At 74.8% G+C, this 24412-nt stretch carries 25 protein-coding genes; 18 read left to right on the top strand and 7 right to left on the bottom strand.

Annotated elements, in window-relative coordinates; all coding sequences use genetic code 11:
• The first annotated feature begins 13 nt into the window (after positions 1–13).
• From ACQP60_RS06015 to ACQP60_RS05995, 5 genes are all read left to right on the top strand, one after another.
• Positions 14–778, top strand: coding sequence for an SMI1/KNR4 family protein (locus ACQP60_RS06015; RefSeq protein WP_429729353.1), 765 nt, complete (start codon positions 14–16; stop codon positions 776–778).
• Positions 779–839: 61 nt separating this feature from the next.
• A complete protein-coding gene (fmt, locus tag ACQP60_RS06010) occupies positions 840–1814 on the top strand; it encodes a methionyl-tRNA formyltransferase (RefSeq protein WP_429729351.1) in 975 nt (324 codons plus the stop codon).
• Positions 1811–3355: an RsmB/NOP family class I SAM-dependent RNA methyltransferase gene (locus ACQP60_RS06005; RefSeq protein WP_429729350.1), complete on the top strand. Its 1545-nt coding sequence runs from the start codon at positions 1811–1813 to the stop codon at positions 3353–3355. The genes fmt and ACQP60_RS06005 overlap by 4 nt, the downstream gene beginning before the upstream one ends.
• A 95-nt stretch (positions 3356–3450) precedes the next feature.
• Positions 3451–3693 carry a helix-turn-helix transcriptional regulator gene (locus ACQP60_RS06000; RefSeq protein WP_429729348.1) on the top strand — a complete coding sequence of 81 codons (243 nt, stop codon included), beginning with the start codon at positions 3451–3453 and terminating at the stop codon, positions 3691–3693.
• Positions 3690–4967: a type II toxin-antitoxin system HipA family toxin gene (locus ACQP60_RS05995; protein ID WP_429729346.1), complete on the top strand. Its 1278-nt coding sequence runs from the start codon at positions 3690–3692 to the stop codon at positions 4965–4967. The genes ACQP60_RS06000 and ACQP60_RS05995 overlap by 4 nt, the downstream gene beginning before the upstream one ends.
• Before the next feature lie 17 nt (positions 4968–4984).
• Here the strand turns inward: ACQP60_RS05995 and ACQP60_RS05990 are convergent, their stop codons facing one another.
• On the bottom strand, positions 4985–5539 hold the full coding sequence (locus ACQP60_RS05990; RefSeq protein ID WP_429729345.1) for a GNAT family N-acetyltransferase: 555 nt from the start codon (positions 5537–5539) through the stop codon (positions 4985–4987).
• 38 nt (positions 5540–5577) lie between these two features.
• Here ACQP60_RS05990 and rpe point away from each other — a divergent pair, with 38 nt between their 5' ends.
• From rpe to ACQP60_RS05970, 4 genes are all read left to right on the top strand, one after another.
• Positions 5578–6240 (top strand): ribulose-phosphate 3-epimerase, encoded by a 663-nt coding sequence (gene rpe, locus ACQP60_RS05985; RefSeq protein WP_429729343.1) that lies wholly within the window; start codon positions 5578–5580, stop codon positions 6238–6240.
• Between the two features lie 147 nt (positions 6241–6387).
• Positions 6388–6651 (top strand): phosphoribosyl-ATP diphosphatase, encoded by a 264-nt coding sequence (locus ACQP60_RS05980; protein ID WP_079575216.1) that lies wholly within the window; start codon positions 6388–6390, stop codon positions 6649–6651.
• A gap of 117 nt (positions 6652–6768) precedes the next feature.
• Positions 6769–7617 (top strand): ATP phosphoribosyltransferase, encoded by an 849-nt coding sequence (gene hisG / locus ACQP60_RS05975; protein WP_429729341.1) that lies wholly within the window; start codon positions 6769–6771, stop codon positions 7615–7617.
• 61 nt (positions 7618–7678) lie between these two features.
• Positions 7679–8125, top strand: coding sequence for a PH domain-containing protein (locus tag ACQP60_RS05970; RefSeq protein WP_429729339.1), 447 nt, complete (start codon positions 7679–7681; stop codon positions 8123–8125).
• 91 nt (positions 8126–8216) lie between these two features.
• Here the strand turns inward: ACQP60_RS05970 and ACQP60_RS05965 are convergent, their stop codons facing one another.
• Positions 8217–10085: a DEAD/DEAH box helicase gene (locus ACQP60_RS05965; protein WP_429729338.1), complete on the bottom strand. Its 1869-nt coding sequence runs from the start codon at positions 10083–10085 to the stop codon at positions 8217–8219.
• A gap of 233 nt (positions 10086–10318) precedes the next feature.
• Between ACQP60_RS05965 and clsA the strand changes: the two genes are divergently transcribed.
• The 8 genes from clsA (at position 10319) to ACQP60_RS05925 (ending at position 16414) form a co-directional block, all read left to right on the top strand.
• Positions 10319–10930, top strand: a complete 612-nt coding sequence (gene clsA, locus ACQP60_RS05960; RefSeq protein WP_429729337.1) for a cardiolipin synthase ClsA — start codon at positions 10319–10321, stop codon at positions 10928–10930.
• A complete protein-coding gene (locus ACQP60_RS05955) occupies positions 10927–11874 on the top strand; it encodes a DUF881 domain-containing protein (RefSeq protein ID WP_429729335.1) in 948 nt (315 codons plus the stop codon). The genes clsA and ACQP60_RS05955 overlap by 4 nt, the downstream gene beginning before the upstream one ends.
• On the top strand, positions 11871–12203 hold the full coding sequence (locus ACQP60_RS05950; protein WP_079575212.1) for a small basic family protein: 333 nt from the start codon (positions 11871–11873) through the stop codon (positions 12201–12203). The genes ACQP60_RS05955 and ACQP60_RS05950 overlap by 4 nt, the downstream gene beginning before the upstream one ends.
• Before the next feature lie 7 nt (positions 12204–12210).
• Positions 12211–13500: a DUF881 domain-containing protein gene (locus ACQP60_RS05945; RefSeq protein WP_429729333.1), complete on the top strand. Its 1290-nt coding sequence runs from the start codon at positions 12211–12213 to the stop codon at positions 13498–13500.
• Between the two features lie 222 nt (positions 13501–13722).
• The gene (locus ACQP60_RS05940; protein WP_429729332.1) at positions 13723–14199 is read left to right on the top strand and encodes an FHA domain-containing protein; all 477 of its coding nucleotides are present in this window, start codon (positions 13723–13725) and stop codon (positions 14197–14199) included.
• A complete protein-coding gene (gene ftsR / locus ACQP60_RS05935; RefSeq protein WP_429729330.1) occupies positions 14196–14939 on the top strand; it encodes a transcriptional regulator FtsR in 744 nt (247 codons plus the stop codon). The genes ACQP60_RS05940 and ftsR overlap by 4 nt, the downstream gene beginning before the upstream one ends.
• 118 nt (positions 14940–15057) lie before the next feature.
• On the top strand, positions 15058–15591 hold the full coding sequence (locus ACQP60_RS05930; protein ID WP_429729967.1) for a bifunctional nuclease family protein: 534 nt from the start codon (positions 15058–15060) through the stop codon (positions 15589–15591).
• A gap of 235 nt (positions 15592–15826) precedes the next feature.
• On the top strand, positions 15827–16414 hold the full coding sequence (locus tag ACQP60_RS05925; protein ID WP_429729328.1) for a MerR family transcriptional regulator: 588 nt from the start codon (positions 15827–15829) through the stop codon (positions 16412–16414).
• 69 nt (positions 16415–16483) lie between these two features.
• Here ACQP60_RS05925 and ACQP60_RS05920 read toward each other — a convergent pair whose 3' ends face one another.
• The 3 genes from ACQP60_RS05920 to ACQP60_RS05910 form a co-directional block, all read right to left on the bottom strand.
• Positions 16484–17761 (bottom strand): phospholipase D-like domain-containing protein, encoded by a 1278-nt coding sequence (locus ACQP60_RS05920; RefSeq protein WP_429729326.1) that lies wholly within the window; start codon positions 17759–17761, stop codon positions 16484–16486.
• A 14-nt stretch (positions 17762–17775) separates the two neighbouring features.
• A complete protein-coding gene (locus ACQP60_RS05915; protein WP_429729324.1) occupies positions 17776–18939 on the bottom strand; it encodes a tyrosine-type recombinase/integrase in 1164 nt (387 codons plus the stop codon).
• Positions 18940–19047: 108 nt separating this feature from the next.
• Positions 19048–19605, bottom strand: a complete 558-nt coding sequence (locus ACQP60_RS05910) for a methylated-DNA--[protein]-cysteine S-methyltransferase (RefSeq protein ID WP_429729322.1) — start codon at positions 19603–19605, stop codon at positions 19048–19050.
• A 1191-nt stretch (positions 19606–20796) separates the two neighbouring features.
• On the opposite strand from ACQP60_RS05910, the gene ACQP60_RS05905 reads away from it, so the two are divergent.
• Entirely contained in the window at positions 20797–22638 is a 1842-nt protein-coding gene (locus ACQP60_RS05905) for a glycoside hydrolase family 3 protein (protein ID WP_429729320.1), read from the top strand.
• Between the two features lie 44 nt (positions 22639–22682).
• On the opposite strand, the gene ACQP60_RS05900 is transcribed toward ACQP60_RS05905, so the two are convergent.
• Entirely contained in the window at positions 22683–23477 is a 795-nt protein-coding gene (locus tag ACQP60_RS05900; RefSeq protein WP_429729318.1) for an SDR family NAD(P)-dependent oxidoreductase, read from the bottom strand.
• An 89-nt stretch (positions 23478–23566) separates the two neighbouring features.
• Positions 23567–24376 carry a GNAT family N-acetyltransferase gene (locus ACQP60_RS05895; RefSeq protein WP_429729316.1) on the bottom strand — a complete coding sequence of 270 codons (810 nt, stop codon included), beginning with the start codon at positions 24374–24376 and terminating at the stop codon, positions 23567–23569.
• Between the last annotated feature and the right edge of the window lie 36 nt (positions 24377–24412).

Genomic DNA, 24412 nt, shown 5'->3' with positions numbered 1-24412 from the left:
GCATGCTCGCGGCGTGCGCGGGACAGGCGAGGCCGGGTGGCCGCACGGGGTGCTGCTGCTGCGGCCCGCACGGAGCGCGATCACTGCGAGGGACGTGCACGCGGCCGAGACTGCGCTGGGCTGGGCGTTCCCGCCCGGCTACGAGGCGTACGTCACCAGCCTCGGCGAGGGCAGTTACTGCGACCTCGTCCGGATCACGGCGCCGGGCACGATCGCCGATTCGACGGCATGGGGCGGCGCGTCGACGAGCCGGGCGGAGTGGAGCCGGCACTGGGCGTGGGACGGCGCCGTGCTCACGCCCGCGGACGTCCCCCACCTGGTGCCGCTCGGTGACACCTACGACGGCGACCAGATCGTGGCGCACCGCGACGGCGGGGTGTTCGTCCTGCCCCGGCACGACGACGTCGTCCTGAGGTGCGGGGCCACGCTCCGCGGTGCTCTGGACGCGCTCACGGGCGGGGCCACCCCGTCGTTCTGCCCCTGGGGCGAGGCGTCGTCGTACGAGAACTTCCTGCCGGAGGCTGACGGCGTCGGCTGGTCGTACGAGCGGGCCCGCGACGCGGTCGCAGCGCTCGGCCTGCACGCGGCCGTGGACCTGGACGACCACGGCGCACGATTCCTCGTGCCCGCCATCGGCGGGCACGTGACCCTGGTGCCGTCCGGGTACGCGCACGTGGCATGCCTCGCCTCACGCGAGGCCGAGGCCGGAGCGTTCAAGGAAGCACTCGTGGCAGCGGGCCTGACCCGGCGCTCCGCCTGGGGCGACGGTGCGGGCTGACCTGCTCGACCGATCAGGGCACACGCGACTCCTGGTATCAGCGCCCGACTACGATCGGGTGGTGCGTCTGCTCTTCGCCGGAACCCCCGAACCTGCCGTCCCGTCCCTGCGCGCCCTGCTGGCGTCGCGCCACGAGGTCGTGGCCGTCCTCACCCGGGCGGATGCGCCCGCCGGACGCGGCCGCCGCCTCGTGCCCGGCCCCGTGCGCCTCGCGGCCGAGGAGGCCGGGATCCCGGTCCTCACCGACCGCCCCCGCGGGGAGGAGTTCCTCAGCGTGCTGCGCGAGCTCGACGTCGACGCCGCCCCCGTCGTCGCGTACGGGCACCTGCTGCGCCCCGACGTGCTCGCCGTCCCGCGGCTCGGCTGGGTGAACCTGCACTTCTCCGTGCTGCCCGCGTGGCGCGGGGCCGCCCCCGTGCAGCACGCCGTGCTCGCCGGCGACGAGGTCACCGGCGCCACGACGTTCCTCCTCGACGAGGGCATGGACACCGGGCCCGTGCTCGGCACCGCCACCGAGACGATCCGCCCCCGCGACACCTCCGGCGACCTGCTCGGCCGCCTCGCCACCAGCGGTGCCGAGCTGCTCGTCGCCACGCTCGACGCGCTCGAGGACGGCACCCTCGCCCCCCAGCCGCAGCCCGCCGACGGCGCCTCCCTCGCGCCCAAGGTCACGACCGACGACGCCCGCGTCCGCTGGGACGACCCGGCCCTCGCCGTCGACCGCCGCGTCCGTGCCGTGACCCCGGCCCCCGGGGCCTGGACCACCCTGCCGCCCACCCCCGGGCTCGACGCCGCCCCCGGCGCCCGCCTCGGGCTCGGGCCGGTCACCCCGCGCCCCGACGTCACCGACCTCGCGCCCGGCGAGGTGCGCGCGGGCAAGAAGGAGGTCCTCGTCGGGACGGCCACGCACGCCGTCGCCCTCGGGCACGTGCAGCCCGTGGGCAAGAAGCCGATGCCCGCCGCGGACTGGGCCCGTGGCGCACGCGGCCTCTTCACCGGGGACGCCGGCCTGCGTCTCGGGCAGGACGCCCGGTGAGCGCGGACCGCCGGGGCGAGCGTCGCGACCCCGCACGCAACAGCAAGGGCCGCCAGCGCAGCGCCGCCCGCTCCCGCGGAGAGACGCACCGCAGCGCCCAGGCGCCCGGCGAGCGCCGCCGCCGCACCGACCCCGCCCGCACCGCCGCGTACGACGTCCTGCGCCAGGTGGACGGCTCCGACGCGTACGCCAACCTCGTGCTCCCGCCCCTGCTGCGCGAACGCCGCATCGCCAGCCGTGACGCAGCCTTCGCCACGGAGCTCGCCTACGGCACCCTCCGGCTGCGTGGACGCTACGACGCGATCCTCACCCGCTGCGTGACCCGCCCCCTCGACCAGCTCGACCCCGAGGTGCTCGACGCCCTCCGTCTCGGCACCCACCAGCTCCTCGGCATGCGCGTCCCGTCCCACGCCGCCGTCTCCGAGACCGTCGCCCTGGCCCGCGACCGCGTGGGCGCCGGCCCCGCCCAGATGGTCAACGCCGTCCTGCGCGCCGTCGGGCGCACCCCCCTCGAGGAGTGGCTCGCCCGCCTCACCGAGGAGGCACCCGACGCCGTCACCGGCCTCGCCACCGTCGGCTCCCACCCCGTGTGGATCACCCGCGCCCTGCGCGAGGCGCTCGCAGGGCACGGCCGGAGCCCCGACGAGATCGCCGACCTGCTCGACGCCGACAACGCCGCCCCCCGCGTGACCCTCGTCGCCCGCCCCGGCCTCGCCGGCCCCGACACGCTCCAGGAGCAGGCCCACGACGCCGACGTGCGCCTCGACGCGGGACGCTGGGCGCCCACCGCGCTCGTCCTCGCCGGCGGCAGCGACCCCGCGGCGCTGCCCGCCGTCGCGGACGCCCGCGCGGGCGTCCAGGACGAGGGCTCCCAGCTCGTCACCCTCGCCCTCGCCGGCACGCCGCTCGACGGCCCCGACGCGCGTTGGCTCGACCTCTGCGCCGGCCCCGGCGGCAAGGCCGCGCTCCTCGCGGCGCTCGCGGGGGAGCGGGGCGCCACCCTCGTCGCCAACGAGGTCCAGCCGCACCGCGCCCGCCTCGTCGAACGGGCCCTGCGCGCGGTGTCCGACGGCGTCGTCGAGCGGGTGCGCACCGGCGACGGACGGGAGGTCGGCACCGAGGAGCCCGCCGCCTACGACCGTGTCCTCGTCGACGCTCCGTGCACCGGCCTCGGCGCGCTGCGCCGCCGCCCCGAGTCGCGCTGGCGCCGCACGCCGGCAGACCTGGGCACGCTGACCGTGCTGCAGCGCGAGCTGCTCGGCTCCGCCCTCGACGCGGTGCGCCCCGGTGGCGTCGTCGCCTACGTCACCTGCTCCCCGCACCTGGCCGAGACACGGCTCGTCGTGGACGACGTGCTGCGCCGCCGCGACGACGCCGAACGCCTCGACGCCCGTACGACGTTGCGCGGTGTGCTCGTCCCCGGGGCGGAGATCGACCTGGGGGCCGACGACGGCGGCGCGCACGGCCTGGACGTCCAGCTCTGGCCGCACGTCCACGGCACGGACGCGATGCACCTCACGCTGCTGCGCCGGCTCCGCTGAGCGGGGACAGCTGTCAGAAGATCCTTGCCCTGGCGCTGATGGCGGAATATCCTTCCCAAGGGTTCGGGAAGAATAATCCGACAGCAGGAGACATCATGACGGAGCACGTCCCCTGGACGCCCGCACGCAGCGCCCGCGACCTCGGCCGCTTCGCCCGCACCGTCCGCCGCCGCCGGGGCATCAGCCAGACGGCGCTCGCGGACGAGCTGGGCCTGACCCGCCAGTACCTGTCCGAGGTCGAGGCGGGCGTGGACAACCTGTACATCACGCGCCTGTTCGAGATCTTCGACGAGCTCGGCATCGACGTGCGCCTCGCCGAGCGGGGGCGGGACGCGTGACGGAGATCGACGCCTGGCTGTACGGGGCACGGATCGCACGCTTCGTCGCGCGAGACCTCGGGCGCGACGTGCCGCGGGTCGAGCTCGAGTGGGACGACGGCGCCGCGCGCCGTTGGGGCGACGGCGCTCGGATCCTGTCGCACCTGCTCCCGATCGAGCCCGACGAGCGGCCCGCGCCGGCCCGCGTGGCGGCCTGGCTCGACGGCCTCATGCCGGAGGGGCGCGTGCGCGCGCACATGGCCATGGACGCCGGCGTGGACCCCGACGACCCGGTCGCCTTCTTCCGCGCCTACGGCGGCGACACCGTGGGCGCGCTGACGTTCGTGGAGGCCGGCGTCGTGCCGGAGCCCGGGTCGCGCCCCACCCGGCGCCTCGACGAGGCCGGCGTCGCCGCACTGCTGCACGAGAGCGTGGCCCGGGCCGGCGGTCAGGGGCGGGCGCAGCACCTCACGAGCTCCCTGCCCGGCATGGAGCCGAAGATCGGCCTGGTGCGCGACGAGGAGGGTTGGCTGCGGGCGTCGCCCACCCAGCCGACGACGCACATCCTCAAGGTGGCGCGCGAGGCGGGCTCTCCCACGGCCGACCTGGTCGACACGGAGGCCGCCGCGCTCGACCTGGCCCGCCGTGTCGGCCTCACGTCGATCGAGGCCGAGGTGGTCACGTTCGACGACGTCCGCGCGATCGTCGTCTCCCGCTACGACCGCGTGCCCGACGCGGCTGCGCCGGGCGGTCAGCGGCGCGTGCACCAGGAGGACACGGCCCAGGCGCTGGGCATCAACACCCGCGACCCGGAGCGCAAGTTCCAGCACGGCCGGTCGCTGCCCTCGCTCGCCCGGATCGCCCGCGTGCTGCGCGAGGACGGCGCCCGGCCCGACCCGCTGCTCGCGCTCACCACGCTCAACCTGGCCGTGGGGAACACCGACGCGCACGCGAAGAACGTGTCGCTGCTGCGGCGCGAGGACGGCACGGTGGCGCTCGCCCCCGCCTACGACGTGTCCATGCACCTGCACCACGCGCACGCGTCGCGCGTCTTCGCGATGGACGTGTCCGGGGAGCGCGACATGGACCGCCTCACGGCCGAGCACCTCGTCGCGGAGGGCGAGTCGTGGGGCCTGCCGCGCCGCCGTGCGCTGCGGGCCGTGGCGGCCACGCTCGACGGGCTGCGCACCGGGCTCGAGGAGATCGACCGCGACGCGCACCCGGGCGTGGGCCCGGAGGCGTGGCGGACCGTGGAGGCCCGGACCGACGCGCTGCGCGCCGGGCTGCCCTCCTGAGCCGGGCCCGGCGCCGGTCAGGCGAGGGAGAGCTGCAGCAGCGTGGTGCTCACGGAGCGGCCGTGCTTGACCCCGACGTCGCGCAGCACGCCGGCCACCTCGAAGCCGAACCGGCGGTGCAGCGGGAGCGAGCCGGCAGCCGCGGGGTCGTCGGCGACGACGGCCACGACCTGCCGCACGCCGGCGCGCGCGCAGGCCTCGAGCAGCGCCGTCAGGAGCATCGTGCCGACGCCGCGGCCCTGGGCGCCGGGGGCGAGGTAGATCGTGTCCTCCACGGTGTACCGGTACGCGGCCTTGGGGCGCCAGGGGGACACGTACGCGTAGCCGACGACGGCACCGTCGACCTCGGCCACGAGGAACGGCAGGCCGCGGGCGTCGAGGTCCACGAGGCGCTGGCGCCATGCGGCGACGTCGGGGGCCTGCTCGTCGAACGTCACGGCGGTGCCGGTGACGTACGGCTCGAGGATCGCCGCGACGGCGGGCAGGTCGTCGGCGACGGCGGCGCGGACGACGGCCGTGCTCGACGCGGACGCGGACGCGGCCGACCCGGTGGGGGAGGGATACGGTGGCACGGGGCGAGCGTAGTGGCTGCGCCGCCTACGCTGGGCGCATGCCTGCGCTGATCAACCCGAGCATCCTGTCGGCCGACTTCGCGAACCTCGAGCGCGACCTGGGGGCCATCTCCACCGCCGACTACGCCCACGTGGACGTCATGGACAACCACTTCGTGCCGAACCTCACGCTGGGCCTGCCGGTCTTCGAGCGCCTGGCGCAGATCTCGCCGGTGCCGCTCGACGCGCACCTGATGATCGAGGACCCGGACCGCTGGGCGCCCGCGTACGCGGAGGCCGGTGCCGCCTCCGTGACGTTCCACGCCGAGGCCGCCACGGCCCCGGTGCGCCTCGCGCGCGAGCTGCGGCGCCTGGGCGCACGGGCGGGCGTCGCGCTGCGGCCCGCCACTCCCGTGGAGCCGTTCCTCGACCTCCTGCCGGAGATCGACATGATCCTCGTCATGACCGTGGAGCCGGGCTTCGGCGGCCAGTCCTTCATCGAGGGCACGCTGCCCAAGATCCGGCGGGCCCGGCAGGCGGTGGGGGAGTCGGGGCTGGACGTGTGGATCCAGGTCGACGGGGGAGTGTCACGCGACACGATCGAGCGCGCGGCGGACGCCGGGGCGAACGTCTTCGTCGCGGGCTCCGCGGTGTACGGGGCGGAGGACGTCCCGGCGGAGATCGAGGCTCTGCGCGGCCTGGCGTCGGCGCACGCCCACTGATCTCTCGAGGTGGTCGGACGGTGGGCGATCCGTCTCTCGACTTCTTCTGAAAAATAGTGTGCCAAGCGCCTTGGACATCCAGGACTCACCGTCCCGAGGACCGGAACCCGGCCCGGAGCCCGGGGTTCCGGCGTCTAGGCTGAGCGGGTGAAGACGTTCGACTCCCTGTTCGCCGAGCTGACCGAGAAGGCCACGACCCGCCCCGCCGGGTCGGGGACCGTGGCCGAGCTGGACGCCGGCGTGCATGCGATCGGCAAGAAGATCGTGGAGGAGGCGGCCGAGGTCTGGATGGCCGCCGAGCACGAGACCGACGAGGCCGCCGCGGAGGAGATCTCGCAGCTGCTGTACCACCTGCAGGTGCTCATGCTGGCCAAGGGGCTGACGCTCGAGGACGTGTACGCGCATCTGTGAGCGCCCGGACCGGGGCCGCACCGTCCGCGGTGCGGCCCCGTCGTCCGTCGCGCGCGCCCGGTCGCCCGACACGTCCCGCCCTGAACCACCAGCCCTGATCCGAGCGAGGTAACCGCAGTGCTCCGTATCGCCGTCCCCAACAAGGGGTCCCTCTCCGTCCCGGCCTCCGACATGCTGCGCGAGGCGGGCTACCGCCAGCGCCGTGACACCCGCGAGCTCGTGCTCGCCGACCCGGACAACGGCGCCGAGTTCTTCTTCCTGCGTCCGCGTGACGTCGCGGTGTACGTGGGGTCCGGCACCGTCGACGTCGGCATCACGGGCCGCGACCTGCTGCTCGACTCGGGCGCCGACGCCGTCGAGCACCTGCCGCTGGGCTTCGCCGCCTCGACGTTCCGCTTCGCCGCACCGGCGGGCACGATCACCGACGTCGAGCAGATCAACGGTCGCCGGGTGGCGTCGTCGTACGACACGCTGGTGCGCTCGTACCTGCGCGAGCGGGGGATCGAGCCGTCGGCGGTGGTGCACCTGGACGGCGCGGTCGAGAGCTCCGTGCGCCTGGGCGTCGCGGACGTCATCGCCGACGTCGTCGAGACGGGCACGACGCTGCGTGCAGCCGGGCTCGAGGTGTTCGGGGAGCCGATCCTGCGCTCCGAGGCGCTGCTCATCCGCCGCAAGGACGTCACCGAGCCGGCGGGGCTGGACGTGCTCACCCGTCGCCTGCAGGGCGTCATCACCGCGCACGAGTACGTGCTGATGGACTACGACGTTCCGATGGAGCTCGTGGACGCCGCCGTGGCGGTGACCCCCGGGTTCGAGTCGCCCACCGTGTCGCCGCTGCACAACGGCGAGTCGGCGGCGGTGCGGTCGATGGTCAAGCGCTCGGAGACCAACCGTGTGATGGACGCCCTGTACGAGGTGGGGGCGCGCGGCATCATCGTGACCTCCATCCACGCCAGCCGGCTGTGACCGGCCGGGTCGGCGCCCGCCGGCCTGTCGAGCACGCACCGGCGGTGGCAGCGTGGTGCGCATGAGCACGCCGCAGTTCCGTACCTTCCGCCCGCTGTGGGGGCAGGTCGCCGCCTGGTTCGTGTGGGTGGTGGCGGCCGTGGGCAGCGTGGTCGTGGGCCTGGCGTCGAACGGGCCCATGGGCGCGGCCGCGGTGAACAAGGTCTCGTTCGTGGTCTTCGCCCTCGCGGTCACCTGGCTGCTGTGGCGGCTCGGCGGCGTGCACGCCGTGCCGTCGGAGGAGGGCCTGCGGGTGCGCAACCTCGTGCGTTCGCGGACGCTCGCGTGGCCGGAGATCGTCGAGGTGCGGCTCGGCCCGAACGACCCCTGGGTGCGGCTCGACCTCGCCGACGGCGGCACGATCGCCGTCATGGGCATCCAGCGCGCCGACGGCGAGCGCGGGATGGCGGAGGCGCGGCGGCTGCGGTCCCTCGTCGTGAGCCTCGGCGAGGCGCCGGACCGCTCCTGACCCCACGTCGGCGCCGCCGGAACGGACGACGCCCCGCGAGCCGTGCGGCTCGCGGGGCGTCGTGGTGTCTCGGGCCGTGCGCCCGGCGTCGTCAGGCCGTGCGGGCCGGGCGGCGGTCGGTGCGGGGCCGCTCGGTGCGCGGGGCGCGCCGCTCGGGGGCGCCCTTGTCGACGGAGATGCGCAGCGCCTTGCCGGCCACGTGGGCGCGGCCGATGCGGTTCATGTCGGCGTCGTCGAGCGGCCGGGTGATGTCGACCAGCGAGAAGTTGCCGAAGATGTCGATCTTGCCGATGTCGCTGCCGGACAGGCCGCCCTCGTGCGTCAGCGCCCCCACGATGCCGCGCGGCTGCGCGCCGTGCGAGTGCCCGACGGAGATCCGGTAGCGGGTGCCGGCGGCGGGACGGCGGATGCCGCGGCCACGGTCGTCCCGGTCGCGGTCGGAGCGGGGGTGGCGGCCGGTGCGGTCGCCGTCGCGCTCGGTCCGCTCGGCGCGGTGCGTCTCGCGCGTGCGCCCGCCCTTGGCCTCGGCCCGCTCGCGCTCGTGCTCCTCCTGCGCGGCGCGCTGCTGGGGGCCGTCGTCCCCGACAGCGAGCGCCAGGAGGGCGGCCGCGACCTGCAGGGCGTCGTCGGTGCCCTCGGCGGGGGCGGGTGCGCCGTCCTCGCCCTGGGCGGTGGTGGCGGCGCGCTCCTGGAGCATGCGGGTGTACAGGTCGAGGCGGCCGGCCTCGATGCGCGTGCCGACGGCGTCGAGGAGGCGGCGGGCGCGGTGCTCGGAGACGTCGCGCGGCGAGGGGATCTCGACCTCGGTGAGCGTGGTGCGGATGGTGCGCTCGATGTGCTTGAGCTTGCCGCGCTCGTGGGGCGTGACGAACGACAGGGCACGGCCGGTGCGTCCGGCGCGGCCGGTGCGTCCGATGCGGTGCACGTAGGCCTCGGGCTCGCGGGGGATGTCGAAGTTGACGACGAGGCCGATGCGGTCGACGTCGAGGCCGCGGGCGGCGACGTCGGTGGCGACGAGCACGTCGAGGGCGCCGGACTTGAGGCGCTCGACGATCTTCTCGCGCTCCTTCTGGGCGACGTCGCCGGAGATGGTGGCGGCGGAGGTGCCGCGCTCCACGAGGGCGGCGCCGACCTCCTCGGCGTCCTTGCGGGTGCGGGTGAAGACGATGGTGGCGTCGGCGTCGGAGGTGGCGAGCACCCGGACGAGGGAGCCGATCTTGTGCCGGAAGGGCACGACGGCGTAGGTCTGCTCGACGGTCGACACGGTGGAGGACTGCCGGGAGACGGCGATCGCGACGGGGTCGGTGAGGTGGGTCTCGGCGACGGCGCGGATGGCGGGCGGCATGGTCGCGGAGAACAGGGCGACCTGTCGCTTCGCGGGGGCCTGCCCGAAGATCGTCTCGACGTCCTCGGCGAACCCCATGCGGAGCATCTCGTCGGCCTCGTCGAGGACGAGGAACTTCACGCCGTCGAGGGAGAGGGTGCCCCGCTCGAGGTGGTCCATGACGCGGCCGGGGGTGCCGACGACGACGTGCACGCCGTCGCGCAGGGCGCGCTGCTGGGGCTGGTAGGGGGAGCCGCCGTACACGGAGGTGACGCGCACTCCGGGCAGGTGGGTGGCGAAGGACTCGACGGCCTCGGCGACCTGGAGCGCGAGCTCGCGGGTGGGTGCGAGGACGAGGGCCTGCACGTGCCCGCCGGCGACGGGGGCGTCCGGGTCGAGGGCGGCGAGCAGCGGGATGCCGAACGCGGCGGTCTTGCCGGTGCCGGTCTGGGCGACGCCGGTGATGTCGCGGCCGGCGAGGAGCTCGGGGATGGCGCGGGCCTGGATGGGCGACGGCGTGGTGAACCCGAGGTCGTCGACGGCGGCCTGCAGCGGTGCGGGGAGGCCGAGGTCGGCGAAGGTGGGGTCCTGCCCGGCGGGCTGTTCGGTGGGCAGGGTGGAGTCAGGGGTGCTCAAGAGCGGTCACCGTTCTGTGGGTGGTGGGGGAGGAGTCCTGCGCCGCCTGGGGCGGCGCGGTCGCTCGGTCCCGGACACACACCAGCCCCGCTCTGAGCGGGGCACAACGAACACGCGGGAGGCACGACGAACTCCGAAGGTGGTCCCAGTCTACCGGCCGGGGCCGGGTGAGGTCCGGCGGGGGCCGGTGAGTTCGGCCACTGGGTGCGGGGCGCGTGCGTAGGATGTGGCCCGTGCAGGAGGGCCAGGAGATCAGCAGCCGGGTCTTCACGATCCCGAACCTGGTGAGCTTGCTGCGTCTGGCGATGGTGCCGGTGTTCGCGGTGCTGATCGTGGTGGGCGAGGACGTGTGGGCCCTGGCCGTCCTGGCCTTCTCCGGCTTCACGGACTGGCTGGACGGGGTGCTCGCGCGGCGCCTGCACCAGGTCACGCGGCTGGGGCAGATGCTGGACCCGGCGGCGGACCGCCTCTTCATCTTCGTCACCCTGGTCGGCCTGACCTGGCGGGACGTGATCCCGCTGTGGATCCTCGTGGTGATCGTGGCCCGGGACGTGATGCTCGCGTGCCTGCTGCCGGTGCTGGCACGGCACGGGTACGGTCCGCTGCCGGTGAGCTTCGTGGGCAAGGCCGGGACGTTCGCGCTGCTGTACGCGTTCCCGCTGCTCCTCCTGGCGACGGTGCCGGGCGGGGTCGGTGCGGCCGCGCACGTCGTGGGCTGGGCGTTCACGTGGTGGGGCGTGGGCCTGTACTGGGTGGCGGGCGTGCAGTACGTGCGGCAGGCGCGCGAGCTGCTGGGGTCCGCGAGCGCCGGGCCGGCCGTCGGGGGCACGGAGGGCGACGCGTGACGGCGCCGGTGCGCACGCCGGGGCGCCGCCGCCCGGACGAGTCGATGACCCTGCTGGTCGAGGTGATGGAGAAGCCTCTGGACCCGGGGTACGCGGAGGAGGCCGAGCGGCGCGCGGAGGCGGCGCGCGCCGGACGTCCGACGGGGCGCCGGGGATACTCGGTCGTGCTCCTGCTGCTGCTGGCGGCCCTGCTCGGTCTGCTGACCGTGTCGGCGGCGCGGCAGCTGCGTGCGCCCCAGGCCGACGTGGCGGCCGCGCGCGAGGTGCTCGAGAACCAGATCGTGGACCGGCGCGCGGAGGTGGACGCGCTGCAGGCGCGGTCGGTCGCGCTGAGCGACGAGATCGAGGAGCTGCAGCACACCGCGCTCGCCAGCGAGGACCCGGGCCTGCTGCAGACGCTGCAGCGCGACGGCGTGGTGAGTGGCTCGGCGGCGGTGAACGGTCCTGGGCTGGTGGTCTCCTTGTCGGACGGCGACGCGGCGCAGTCGGAGTCGGCCCCGGACGCGAGCGCCCGGGTGCGGGACGCGGACGTGCAGACCGTGGTGAACGCGCTGTGGGCGGCGGGTGCCGAGGCGATCTCGGTGGACGACCAGCGGCTGACGTCGCTGTCCGCGATCCGGAACGCGGGGGACGCCATCCTGGTGGACCTCGTGCCGCTGCCGGGGCCCACGTACACGATCCGCGCGATCGGCGACCCCGACGACCTGCAGACCGCGTACGCTCGCTCCGGCGCCCCGGCGTACCTGCAGCTGCTGGGGTCGCGCTACGGGATCCAGTCGAGCGTGACCCCGCAGAGCGACCTGTCGCTGCCGGGCGTGGGGAACCAGACCCTGCGGTACGCGTCGCCGTCGGGTGCGGGGGAGTCGTCCTCGCAGCCGGGTGACGGTGCGCAGGAGACACCGCAGGGGACGTCGTCGTCCGACACCGAGGAGGAACGCTCATGATCGCCGCGATCGGGCTCGTGATCGGCGTGATCGCCGGTCTGGTGCTGCAGCCGACCGTGCCGGTGGCGTTGCAGCCCTATCTGCCGATCGCGGTGGTGGCCGCGCTGGATGCCCTGTTCGGGGGCCTGCGCGCCAAGCTGGACGGGCTGTTCGACGACAAGGTGTTCCTGGTGTCGTTCCTGTCGAACGTGGTCGTCGCGGCGTTCATCGTGTTCCTCGGCGACCAGCTGGGCGTGGGTGCGCAGCTGTCGACGGCGGTCGTCGTGGTGCTGGGCATCCGGATCTTCTCGAACGCGGCGGCGATCCGTCGCCACCTGTTCAAGGCGTGAGCGGCGGATGAGCGACCCGAAGGGCGACCGCCCCGACACCCCCGAGATCCCTGACGGCCCCGTCGGCGAGGGGGCCGAGGACGTGACTGCCGGGACGCCGTCGTCGGACGGCCCGGACACGGACGACACGACTGAGGTCGGCACGGACGCTGGCGCGAGCGCCGAGCCCGCGGGCGCGACGGACGACACCTCCTCGGAGCCTGCCGCGGCAGAGGCCCCGGCGTCGTCGGAGCAACCGGAGCACGTGGGCGCGCCTGCTGGCGGCGACTCCACCGCGGGTGCCGACGCTCAGGAGGGCGCTCAGGAGGGCTCGGTCCCGTCCGAGGAGACCGCGGCAGACGTCGAGCCGCCCACCGCCACGGGCCCGCCGCCCGCGGAGGTCCCGGACGCCGTCGACGGTGACGGTGATGAGGGACAGCCGTCGCAGGAGGATCCGACGCCCGCCGGACCGGTGGACCCGGCGCCCGACGACGCCCCGGTGGGCGAGGGCCTCCGGACCGTTCCCCCGGACGAGCGAAACGGCGACCGGGACGAGGACCAGACGGACGCGGACGGCCCGGTGGCGGCGCCCGCCGCACCGAGCGGGTGGCGTCGGCTCGGGGCGGCGCTGCGCCCCCGGGCGAGCCGGTCGCAGGTGCTGGCGGGCGTGCTGTGCGCGGCGCTGGGGTTCGCGCTGGTGGTGCAGGTGCAGCAGTCGGCGTCGGACCAGCTGTCGTCGGCGCGGCAGGAGGACCTGGTGCGCCTGCTCGACGAGGTGACGGACCGTGCCCAGCAGCTCGGGGACGAGGTGTCCGGGCTGGAGGCGACGCGCGACGAGCTGGAGTCCGGGTCCGGGCAGGCGCGGTCGGCGCTGGAGCTCGCGGAGCAGCGTGCCGAGTCCGAGGGGATCCTGTCGGGTCGGCTGCCGGCGCAGGGCCCGGGGGTGCGGGTCACCATCCAGGACCCGGAGGGCGCGCTCAAGGCCTCGCAGATGTTCAACGTGCTGGAGGAGCTGCGCAACGCCGGCGCGGAGGTCGTCGAGCTCAACGGGGTGCGTCTCGTCACGTCGACCTGGTTCGAGGACGAGGGTGGCGCGATCGTCGTCGACGGGACCGCGCTGTCCTCCCCGTACGAGTGGACCGTCGTCGGCGACCCCGAGACGATGGACCGCGCCCTGGAGATCCCCGGCGGCGCCCTGGCCACGGTGCGCACCGCGGGGGCGGAGGCGTCGACGGCCCTCGAGGACGAGGTGAAGATCACGGCGGTCGCGCCGCCGCAGGAGCCCGAGTACGCCCAGCCGGAGCGCGGGCGCGACTGACGCGTCCCGCGCGGTGCGTCCGGACTGGTCCGACGCGTGACCGACGTGCGGTCCGACGTGCCCGCCGGCGGTGCGCGGGCTTCCCGCCCGTGCCCCGGTCGGGGTAGGTTTGTCGGACGACGGCGCACGTCGGACGCACGGTCGGCCATCCGGGGGCACCGGTCTCCCGGGCCCGGTCGGCAGCGTCGCCCGACCCACCGGCCCGACCTCACAGGAGGACTGATGACGGACCCCCGCTCTCTTCCGCCGCACCAGGCGGCCGCGGACACCACCGCGCACCTGGGGCGCGTGGGCGCGCCCGCGGAGGAGCAGGCGTTCCGGATCCCGCTGACCGCGGAGGAGGCGGCCGCCGTCGCGGCGCTGCCGCGGCACTCGGCGCTCCTCGTGGTGCAGTACGGCTCCGGCGCCGTGGGGGAGCGTTTCCTGCTGGACTCCGACCGGGCGGTCGCGGGTCGCAGCGAGCAGGCGGACATCTTCCTCGACGACGTGACCGTGTCCCGCAAGCACGCGGAGTTCGCCCGCGAGGGCGACCGCTTCGTCGTCCGCGACATCGGCTCCCTCAACGGCACGTACGTCAACCGGGAGCGCATCGACTCGGCGCCGCTCACCACCGGTGACGAGGTGCAGATCGGCAAGTTCCGCATGTCGTTCCACGCCAGCCCGCAGGCGCCGCGGGACCCGCAGGCGCCCGCGTCGTGACGGCGGCGCAGGCCGCGCAGGGCGAGGAGCCCGCGGGCGCGCCCGAACCCTGGCCGCGGGGGATCTCGCGTCAGGCGACGATGCGGATCTCCGACGTCCTGGGCCAGCTGGGCCCGGAGTTCCCGTCGGTCTCCCACTCCAAGCTGCGGTTCCTCGAGGACCAGGGCCTCATCGACCCGGTGCGCACGCCGTCGGGCTACCGGCAGTACAGCCCGGCCGACGTCGAGCGGCTGCGCTTCGTCCTCACCGAGCAGCGGGACTCGTACCTGCCGCTGAAGGTCATCAAGGAGCGCCTCGCCGAGATGGACGCGGGGGAGCCGGCGCCCGGTCCGGCGCCGCGGCTCGCGGACGCCGCGGCGGTCGCCGAGGTGTCCCGCCGGCGGTGGACGGTGGAGACCGTCGCGGAGGCGACCGGCACGTCCGCCGCGTTCGTCCACGAGCTCGTGTCCGCCGGTGTGCTCCAGGCCCGCGCAGGCAGCCGGCTCGACGACGGCGCACCCGACGTGGTGCGCATCGCGGCCCGGCTCGCGGAGCACGGCATCGAGCCGCGGCACCTGCGGTCGCTGCGGGCGTCGGCGGACCGGCACGTGGGCCTCGTCGACCAGCTGGTGGCCCCGTACCGCAGCCAGCAGACGCCGTCCGCGCGCGCCCAGGGCGCGGAGCTAGCCGCCGAGGTGGGTGAGCTGCTCGCTCGGCTGCACTCGACGTGGGTGCGGCAGGGGTCCAACGACCTCGTCTGAGGCACCCGCGGCGGCCACGTCGGGTCTCGTGACGATCCGGCACCCTCCCCGGGCGACGTGCGGCACCTTGCGGACGTACCGTGGATCGGTGGACGCCGACGACGCGAGCGACGCACCGATGGTCCCCGTGGAGGTCCTCGGGGTGCGGCAGCAGCAGCACGACCAGGAGATCGTGGTGCTGCTCCTGGACGCCGCCGCAAACCTCGCGGTCCCCATCGTCATCGGCGCGCGCGAGGCGTCGGCCATCGCGATGGCGCAGGCCGGGCTGGTCACCCCCCGCCCCATGACGCACGACCTGCTGCGCGACCTGCTCGGCGCGGTGGGCGTGGAGCTCGACCGGGTCGAGATCGTGGCGCTCGACGGCGGGGTGTTCTTCGCGGAGCTGGTGCTGTCGAACGGCACCCGGCTCGACTCCCGCGCGTCGGACGCGATCGCCCTCGCGGTCCGCACGACCAGCCCGGTGCTCTGCTCGGCCGAGGTGGTCGCCGTCGCCGGCGTGGAGGTGGTCGACGTCGAGCAGCAGCGCGAGGTGGAGAGGTTCCGCGACTTCCTCGACCACGCGACCGCCGCCGACTTCACCGCCCCGGGAGGTCCGCACGAACCCGGCACCCCGCCCAACGGTGGGGAGCGACCGGACGACGCCCCACCCTGACGGGGTCGCCCGCCACGCCCGGACGGACCCTCGACCTCCGGTTGACGGTCAGACTCGGCTACCGTAGGAGTCGAACCCTCAAGTCGTGGTCGAAAGTTCGGCCGGCGGTCGAGGGAGGGGCGCGACGCCCCCGGGGCGGGGGCAGGGCGCCGCGACACGCGGTCCCGCTCGGCGCCGACGTCGTTGACGACCCCCCAGGGGCGTCCTAGCGTGGAGTCGAACACCAGGAGGCACAGTGAACAGCAGCGGTGAGGCAAGCGTCCCCACGGGTGCTTCGGTGCCGCACGGCGCCCAGGGGCTCCTCTTCGGCGAGGACCTCACGGAGCAGGACGCCGCCACCGGGTACCGCGGCACCACGGCGTGCCGGGTCGCGGGGATCACCTACCGCCAGCTCGACTACTGGGCCCGCACCGGCCTCGTGGAGCCGTCCATCCGGCCCGCGACGGGCTCGGGCACGCACCGCCTGTACAGCTTCCGCGACATCCTCGTGCTCAAGGTGGTCAAACGGCTCCTCGACACCGGGGTCTCGCTGCACCAGATCCGCAGCGCCGTCACCCACCTGCGCGAGCGCGGCGTGGAGGACCTGGCGCAGATCACGCTCATGAGCGACGGCGCGTCCGTCTACGAGTGCACGTCACCGGACGAGGTCGTGGACCTCGTCCAGGGCGGTCAGGGCGTGTTCGGCATCGCCGTCGGCCGCGTGTGGCGCGACATCGAGGGCACCCTGTCCGAGATGCCGACCGAGTCCCTCGAGGACGAGGAGCCCGCCGCGCACGAGGGCGACGAGCTCGCCGCCCGCCGTCGCGCCCGCTCCGCCGGCTGACGTCGCGCCCGCATCGACGCACGCCCTCGGTTCACGGTCCTCAGCCCGTGAACCGAGGGCGTGCGTCTGTCAGAGGAAGGGGCGCAGCGGCGACATCAGGCGCTCGGCGACCTTCGACAGCGGGTGCCGGCGCCGCCACTCGTCCAGGGTCAGCTCGCGCGAGTTGGACTCGTCCATGCGGAACGCGTCCTCGAGCTGGCCCGCGAGCCCGTCGTGGACGACCTCGAGGTTGATCTCGTAGTTGCCCGTGAGGCTCAGCCGGTCGATGTTCGCGGTGCCGACCGTGGTCCAGCGCCCGTCGATCGTCGCGGTCTTCGCGTGGATCATCGCCCCCTGGTACAGGAAGATCCGCACCCCGCCGCGCAGCAGCGTCGAGTAGTGGCCGCGGGCGAGCCAGTCCGCCACCACGTGGTTCGACCGCTCGGGCACGAGGACGCGGACGTCGACGCCGCGCGCCGCGGCCGCGAGGAGCCCCGCCTGGATGTCCTCGTCGGGGATGAAGTACGCCTGCGTGATGTACACGTGCGAGCAGGCACGGTCGATCGCGTCGAGGTAGATGCCCCGGATGGGGAAGACCAGCTCCGAGGGCGCGTTGCGCGCGGCCCGCAGCTCGGGCAGCCACAGGGACGACCCGACGTCCTGCAGCACCGGCAGCCGCGGGCCGCGCCACCGGTTCCAGAAGTCGACGAACGCGTTCCGCAGCTCCCACGCGGAGGGCCCCGTGAGGCGCAGGTGCGTGTCCCGCCACTGCGTCGCGTAGAGCGAACCGATGTTGTAGCCGCCGACGAACGCCGTCTCGTCGTCGACGACGAGGATCTTGCGGTGGTCGCGACCCGAGCGGCGCACGTCGAGCATCAGCAGCCCCGGCCGCATCGCCGGGAAGCGCAGCACGTGCACGCCGGGCAGGTCGTAGAAGCGTCGCGAGACCACGAGGTTCGCGAAGCCGTCGTAGACGACGTACACCGCGACGCCGCGGGCGGCCGCCTCGACGAGCGCCTGCTTGAACTGGCCGCCGACCTCGTCGTCCTTCCAGATGTACGTCTCCAGGAAGATCTCCCGCTGCGCGCCGCGGATCGCCTCGAGCATCGCGTCGTAGAGGTCCGCGCCGTACGTGTAGAGCGTCGCCGTGGTGTCCTCGACCTCGGTCGACGACGGCGGGGCCGTCGGGAACGGCTCGTCCAGCGGGTACTGGTGGCGGCGGAAGCGCTCGAGCCCCATCACCGTGGCCGCGGCCGCCACCGGGACCGCCGCGGCGAGCACCGCGCCACGGGTCGCGTACCGGCGCAGGGCGGGCCAGTCGATCTGGACGCGGACGGGCTTGCGGAGGCGGGGGAGGCGAGGCGGCACGAGGCTCACCGTAGTCAGGGCGCGTCCGCGCCGCGCGCCGAACTGTCGGGTACGTCGCTGATGTCACCCGTCGCCGGGGCCTCGGCCGCGGACGTCGTCGGTGCGGCGAGGCCGGCGGAGAGCGGGTGCGACCGGATGGCCGCCGCGAGCTCGCCCTCGATCCGGTCGAGGTACACGCCGGTGGTGGCGATGGACCGGTGCCCGAGCAGCTCCGCGACCACCTTGACGTCCCACCCCTCGGCCACCAGCAGCGTGGCCGTGGTGTGCCGCAGCGCGTGCGGCGTCGCCGGCCGGCGGTAGGGGGCGGGCATCCGCTCGACGGCGCGCGCGAGCAGGGCGCGCACCGCCTGGGTGTCGACACGGCGCCCCCGCCAGGTCAGGAGCAGGGCGCGCTGCGCGTCCGGGTCGTCCGGCCGGCGCGCGGCGAGCCGGGGTCGCAGCTCGTGCAGGTAGTCCTCGAGCGCCGCGGCGAGGGGCGGGGAGAGCGCGACCGTCCGGATCGACCCGCCCTTGCCGACGATCCGCCAGCGCGTCTCCTCCGGCTCGCGGGTGAAGTCCGCGACGTCGGCGCGCGCCAGCTCCGACACCCGGGGCCCGAGCACGAGGAGCAGCGCGACGACCAGGCGGTCACGCAGCGCCAGCGCCTGGTCCGACCGTGCGGCGCGCGTCCCGGAGCCAGCCGCGGTGGCGGGCCGGTCGGGCACCGCGGACGCCTGCAGCAGGGCGCCCGCCGCCGACGCCGACAGCGCGGTCCGCTCCACCCGCAGCCGGTCGCGGGAGCGGGCGGGCGGCGCGGCCCACTGCATCGGGTCCGCCTGGACCCAGCACTGCCGGGCGGCGTGCGCGAAGAACCGGCTCACCGACTGTCGGAACCGGTTGACCGTGGCGACCGACCGCCCGGGAGCGCCCTTGCGGCCGGGGTCGCTGTACCGGCCGTCGGGGCTGGCCTGGTAGCGCACGAGCGCGTCGTCGACGTCCTCGCCCGTGACGTCGTCGAGCACGCGGTCGCCCCCGACGAGGGCGGCGAACTCCCGCACGTCGCGCTCGTAGCTGCGCGCCGTGGCGGGGGAGAGGACGCCGCGCACGCTCTCCACCCGGACCGAGGCCAGGTACCGGTCGACGGCGGTCGCGACGGCGACGCGGTCCAGCCGGGGCGGGGCGACCATCACGTCCTCCATGGCGTCTGATGCGAACGGGTGCGGACCGTCCGCACGCACGTGACCTGCGGCGACGCCCGCCGCACGGCCCGCCCCAGCGTAGGCGCGCGCACCGACAGCCCGGACCCGTCAGACGTCGAAGAGGGTGGGGTGCTCGAGGTGCACGCCCTCGGCCTCGAGCATGCGCAGCTTGGTGCGCCGTCCGCCGCGTGCGGAGAACCCGCCGACCTGACGGCCCGCGGCGAGCACGCGGTGGCAGGGCACGATCGGCGGGAACGGGTTGCGGCCGAGGGCCTGGCCGACGGCCTGCGCCGCGCCCGGGGCTCCGAGCCGTGCGGCCACGTCGCCGTAGGTCAGGGTGGCGCCGGCGGGGATGTCGCGCACCACCTCGTACACCCGACGGTCGAACGCGGGGACGGCGGCCAGGTCGAGGTCGACGCCGGACAGGTCGCCGGTGCCCGTCTCGAGCAGGTCGGCGACCTGGGCCACGACCGCGGCGACGTCGGCGCCCGGGGTGGACTCGCGGGCCTCCGGGTACCAGCGCGCGACGGCGGCACGCGTGCTCTGCGGCGAGCCGTGGGGGAGCGCGGAGCCCACGACGACGCCCGGCTCCCGCCACACGAGAGCGCAGTGCCCGATCGCGGTGGGGAAGACGCAGAACTCGAGCCCGCCGGGGGGAGTGGCCATGGTGCTCACGGTAGCCACGCCGTCCGACAGCCGGCGCGGAGCCCTGGGGCGAGCGAGGGGCGACGTCACGCCGTGCTGCGCGAGACCACTGTGTTGTGCCATACACAATGGTTTGGGCCTAATGTCCGAATCAGCCTATCGCGAGCAGGCACCCTTGGCCAGGGCCGGCCGGGCGATCCGGGTGAACGTTCGTGCCACGTACTGGCGGCCTCGACGGCGTTGCCGGGCGCGCCGGTGTGGCGGACGGAGGGCCGTCCCGGGGGATCGGACGGTCGCGTCCAGGGTGCACCAGAGGCGGCACGGGCCCACGAGGCGTCGCTGGTGCTGAAGCGCGTCGGGCGCACGAGGCGACTCGGCGAGCCCGAGGCGGATCGTCCAGGACGTCGCGCACGAGCTCAGCATGCGCGCGACGTCGCACGCCGGGCGCGCCGACCTCGCCAGGCGGCGTCAGGTCGGCCGCGGCAGGTCAGCGTCGGACGCCGCCGTCGAGGAGACTCCGTCGGCGCGGGCTGTGGGCAGCCACGGGGCGCACGCAGACCGCTGCGAGGCGTGCGACGACGAGCGTCCGGGCTGCCTCGTGAGGGAGGGGGCCTCAGGGCGTCCGTTCCGCACGTAATGACATAATGTGCATTATCGGTTCACCCACAGAGGCCCGCACAGCGACCCGGAGTGCTGGATCCGCCCGGCCGGATCTCCGTATTCAGGCGTTCTCAGCGACGACACCCTGGGTGTCGCCGGGCGTGTCCGCGTCGGGCGGTGCTGTCACGACGACGCCCCGGGCCGCTACCGCCGTCGGTGTCCGCGGTGGCGACGACGGGCCGTCGGGACGCGCTGCCTCCGGGCCTGAGCTCTATCTCTGCCGGCCAGGCTTCGACGGCCGCACCGGGCGCGTTCTCGCTCGACGGCCCCGAGCCGAATCGTCTTTCCGCCATACGAAATAGAGGGGGCCCCGGCGTCAGAGGGCGCCGCTCCCCTGCCGCGCGAGCCGATGGGCGAAACCGCGGGCGCCGCGTACACGACGGGCATGTCGCCCGCCCGGGCATCCCATGAAACTTCCTTCACTAAGCAGGGCTGCCTGTGGCAACCCTTGACGTGACCACGGGGCGGTTCTAGCGTCCAGCACAGGCGCACCGGGACAACGACGTCCCCACGGTCTCGCACCGTCGCGCCGTCCGCACCGAGGAGGACCTCGTGAAGGATCCAGGAGCAAGGCGCCTGGTGCGCGCCACGGCGGCGGTCGCGGGCGCGGGCCTGCTGCTCGCCAGCGTGACGCCCGCCCAGGCGGGCACGGTCCACACACCGGCCAGTACTCCGGCCGGGACCCCGAGCGCCGACATCGGCGCGATGGTCGACGCGATGACGCTCGACCAGAAGATCGGCCAGATGACGTGGACCCACGTCTACGGCTCGTCCGCCGACGACACGTCGATGGCGGCGAGCAACCGGGCCCGTTACGGCGTGGACACCCCGGCGCAGGTCGTGCAGAAGTACGACCTCGGCGGCGTGCTCTACTTCGCCTGGTCGGGCAACACCGCCAACCCGCAGCAGGTCAACGGGCTGTCCAACGGGCTCCAGGACGCTGCGCTGGCCGACGACGGCCCCGGCATCCCGCTGGCCGTCACGATCGACCAGGAGGGCGGCCTCGTGGCCCGCGTCGGACCGCCGGCCACAGCATTGCCCGGCAACATGGCCCTCGGTGCCACGTTCGACGTCGGGCTCGCTCGGGCGCAGGGCGACGTCCTCGGCTCCGAGCTCGCGGCGATGGGCGTCAACGTCGACTTCGCCCCGGTGCTCGACCTCAACACCAACCCCGACAACCCGGTCATCGGTATCCGCTCGATGGGCGCCGACGCCGACGCCGTGAGCGAGCTCGGCGTCGCGCAGATCGAGGGCCTCCAGCGGCACGTCGCCGCCACCGCGAAGCACTTCCCGGGCCACGGCGACACCGAGACGGACTCGCACTACGGCCTGCCCGAGGTCACCTACGACCGGGCCACCCTGGAGAAGCACCTCCAGCCGTTCCAGGCCGCGATCGACGCGGGGATCGACATGATCATGACGGCGCACATCGTCGTCGACGCGATCGACCCCGACCTGCCCGGCACCCTCTCCCCCAAGGTCCTCACCGGCCTCCTGCGGGAGGAGATGGGCTTCGACGGCATCATCACCACCGACGCGCTCGACATGGAGGCGATGACCGACAACTGGTCGCAGGAGGAGATGTCGGTCATGGCGATCCAGGCCGGCTCCGACATCCTGCTCAACTCCCCCGACGTCGACGCCTCGATCGCCGGCGTGAAGCAGGCCGTGGCCGACGGGACGATCACCGAGGCGCGGCTCGACGAGTCCGTGACCCGCATCCTCGAGTGGAAGGAGGAGCGGGGCATCCTCGCCGACCCTTACACCGACCCCGCGCAGGTCGGTGACGTCATGGGCTCCCCCGAGCACCTCGCGACGGCGGCGACGATCGCGGACCGTTCCATGACCCTGGTGCGCAACGAGGACCGTTCGCTGCCGCTGCGGCCGGGCGAGGACTCCGTGCTCGTGGTCGGCGCGGGCGCCGCGTGGCCCGAGCGGCTCGCCCCGAGGCTCGCCGACCGCGGGTTCGACGTCACCACGGAGCTCGAGAACGGCACGTCGCCGTCGCCGGCCTACCGGGCCCGGGCGGTCGCGGCCGCCGCGAGCGCCGACGCGGTGGTGTTCACGTCGTACAACGCGAGCGGCAACGCGGCGCAGCAGGCGATGGTGCAGGCGCTAGCCGACACGGGCAAGCCGTTGATCGTGGTGGCGGCGCGCAACCCGTACGACGTCAACGTGCTGCCGGGCGCGGACGCGGTGCTGAACAGTTACGGGTACGGGGTGGTCAACTACGCGGCGGTGGTGCGTGCGGTCGCTGGTGACATCAACACCCTGGGCAGGCTCCCGGTGGCGGTGCCGACGGCGGAGGGCGACGAGGTGCTGCTGCCGCTCGGGTTCGGGCACCGGTACCCGGGGTGGCCGCACGTGCCCGGGTCGGGCAGGCCGGGACGCTGAGGGGACGCGCCCGTCGGTCGTCGTGCACGGCCGACGGGCGCGGTTCAGCGTTCTTCCCCGCCTCCGAGGGACTCGAAGCGGGCGAGCGGTCCGGCGAGGACGCCGCCGTCGACGGGCAGCGTGACGCCGGTGATCCAGGCGGCGTCGTCGGAGGCGAGGAACGCGATGGCGGCGGCGACGTCGTCGGGCTCGCCGATGCGGCCGAGGGGGTAGAGGGTCGCGAGCCGGTCGGGGTCGGAACGTTGGTCCCAGGAGCGGGTGCGGACGGTGCCGGGGGCGACGACGTTGATGCGCACTCCCCTGCTGCCGAGCCGTATCGCGAGGTTCTGCGCGAGGGAGACGAGCCCGGCCTTCGCGGCGGAGTAGTCCTCGTCGCCGAAGGCCTGGAGGCCGTTGACGGAGCCGACGAGCACGATCGCTCCCCCGCGCGGCAGGTGCGGGGCGGCGGCGCGGACGCAGCGGGCGGGGCCGGCGAGGTTGAGGTCGACGCCGGCGGCCCAGGTGGCGTCGTCCATGCCGTCCAGGAGGCCGGGGTGGACGCCGGTGCCTCCCGCGACGCCGACGAGCACGTCGAGGCGGTCGTGCCGCTCGAGGGTCGTCGCGACGGCGGCCTCGACCGACGTCGTGTCGGTGATGTCGCACGCGACGGCGGAGGCGGGCGGCCCGCCGGCGGGGAGGTCGGCGACGGCGCGTCGGGCGGCGTCCTCGTCGAGGTCGGCGACCACGACGGTGGCGCCCTCCGCGTGCAGGCGTCGTACCGTGGCCGCGCCGATCCCGTGCGCGCCGCCGGTGATCAGCGCCACGCGGCCGTCGAGGCGTCCTGCCGAAGGTCCTGTCACGTGTCCGTCCTCCTCGTCGAGTCGTGGGTCGTCCCGGTCACCGCGCGTCAGGGCATCGCGTGGCGTCGCGTCAGAACGTGAGCCGGTAGTCAGAGCGTGAGCCGGTAGTAGTGCTCCTCGCCGTACCGGTCGAACCCTGCGCGGCGCAGGAGGCGGGCGGAGGTGCTGACGCGGCCCTTGACGAGGGCGAGCGACGCGCCGGCGGTGGCCGCCAGGCGCAGGCGCTCCTCGAGCACGGCTCGGTAGGCGCCGCGGCCGCGACGGTCGGGCATCGTGCCCGCGCCCCAGAGCCGTGCGACGGTGCCCAGGTCGGGGCGGGGCGCCGGGGCGAGGGTGACGCCGGCGGACGCCACGGGCTCGCCGTCCTGGTACGCCACGACGCGGAGCTCGCGGCTGTCGTCGGCCAGGAGGGTGCGCGCGGCGTCGGCGAGGCGGTCGTCGTCCAGGGGCTGCTGGTCCCACACCGCGGTGTCGACGCGGTCGGCGTCGCGCAGCCCGGCCACGTCGGTCACGCGCCGCACGACGAGGCGTCCGTCGCGGGCCGGTGCTTCGCGGGGCTCGGGCTCGAGTCGATCGACCGGGAGGGCGAGCACGTCCACGGAGTCCTCGAGCCGGGCGCCACGGTCGAGGAGCAGGTCGGTGAGGTCGGGGGTGCTGCTGCCCGAGACCCAGACGCCGAGGGTGTCGCTGCCCCAGCCGCGCGCTCGCTCGACGGCGTCGCGCAGGACGTCCTGGGGCGCGCGCTCGGACGCGAGCCCGGTGAGCACGACGCGGCCCTGCGCCCAGGCGGGCCACCGGGTGAGGGTGACGTCCGTGACGACGCACTCCGCGTCGGGAGGCACCCACGACCACTCGGCGGCGGCGCGCAGCACGGTCGGCGGGTCCCAGGTGGCGGTCATGACGGCAACGTAGCGAACGGGCACCGCGTCGCGGCG

Origin of the sequence: Isoptericola variabilis, from assembly GCF_050311655.1 — a bacterium.
GTDB classification, from domain to species: Bacteria; Actinomycetota; Actinomycetes; order Actinomycetales; family Cellulomonadaceae; genus Isoptericola; species Isoptericola variabilis.
Note: the sequence above shows the minus strand (reverse complement) of the source record. Positions and strands in the feature narration are given on the sequence as shown.

What these genes read in the sequence shown, in the direction of transcription:
- rpe (WP_429729343.1), top strand. Translation starts at nt 5,578, where the DNA reads ATGCCTGCGCTGATCAACCCGAGCATCCTGTCGGCCGACTTCGCGAAC.
- ACQP60_RS06000 (WP_429729348.1), top strand. Translation starts at nt 3,451, where the DNA reads ATGACGGAGCACGTCCCCTGGACGCCCGCACGCAGCGCCCGCGACCTC.
- ACQP60_RS05910 (WP_429729322.1), bottom strand. Translation starts at nt 19,605, where the DNA reads ATGGCCACTCCCCCCGGCGGGCTCGAGTTCTGCGTCTTCCCCACCGCG.
- ACQP60_RS05970 (WP_429729339.1), top strand. Translation starts at nt 7,679, where the DNA reads ATGAGCACGCCGCAGTTCCGTACCTTCCGCCCGCTGTGGGGGCAGGTC.
- ACQP60_RS05930 (WP_429729967.1), top strand. Translation starts at nt 15,058, where the DNA reads ATGGTCCCCGTGGAGGTCCTCGGGGTGCGGCAGCAGCAGCACGACCAG.
- ACQP60_RS05950 (WP_079575212.1), top strand. Translation starts at nt 11,871, where the DNA reads ATGATCGCCGCGATCGGGCTCGTGATCGGCGTGATCGCCGGTCTGGTG.
- ACQP60_RS05945 (WP_429729333.1), top strand. Translation starts at nt 12,211, where the DNA reads ATGAGCGACCCGAAGGGCGACCGCCCCGACACCCCCGAGATCCCTGAC.
- ACQP60_RS05915 (WP_429729324.1), bottom strand. Translation starts at nt 18,939, where the DNA reads ATGGAGGACGTGATGGTCGCCCCGCCCCGGCTGGACCGCGTCGCCGTC.
- ACQP60_RS05895 (WP_429729316.1), bottom strand. Translation starts at nt 24,376, where the DNA reads ATGACCGCCACCTGGGACCCGCCGACCGTGCTGCGCGCCGCCGCCGAG.
- ACQP60_RS05940 (WP_429729332.1), top strand. Translation starts at nt 13,723, where the DNA reads ATGACGGACCCCCGCTCTCTTCCGCCGCACCAGGCGGCCGCGGACACC.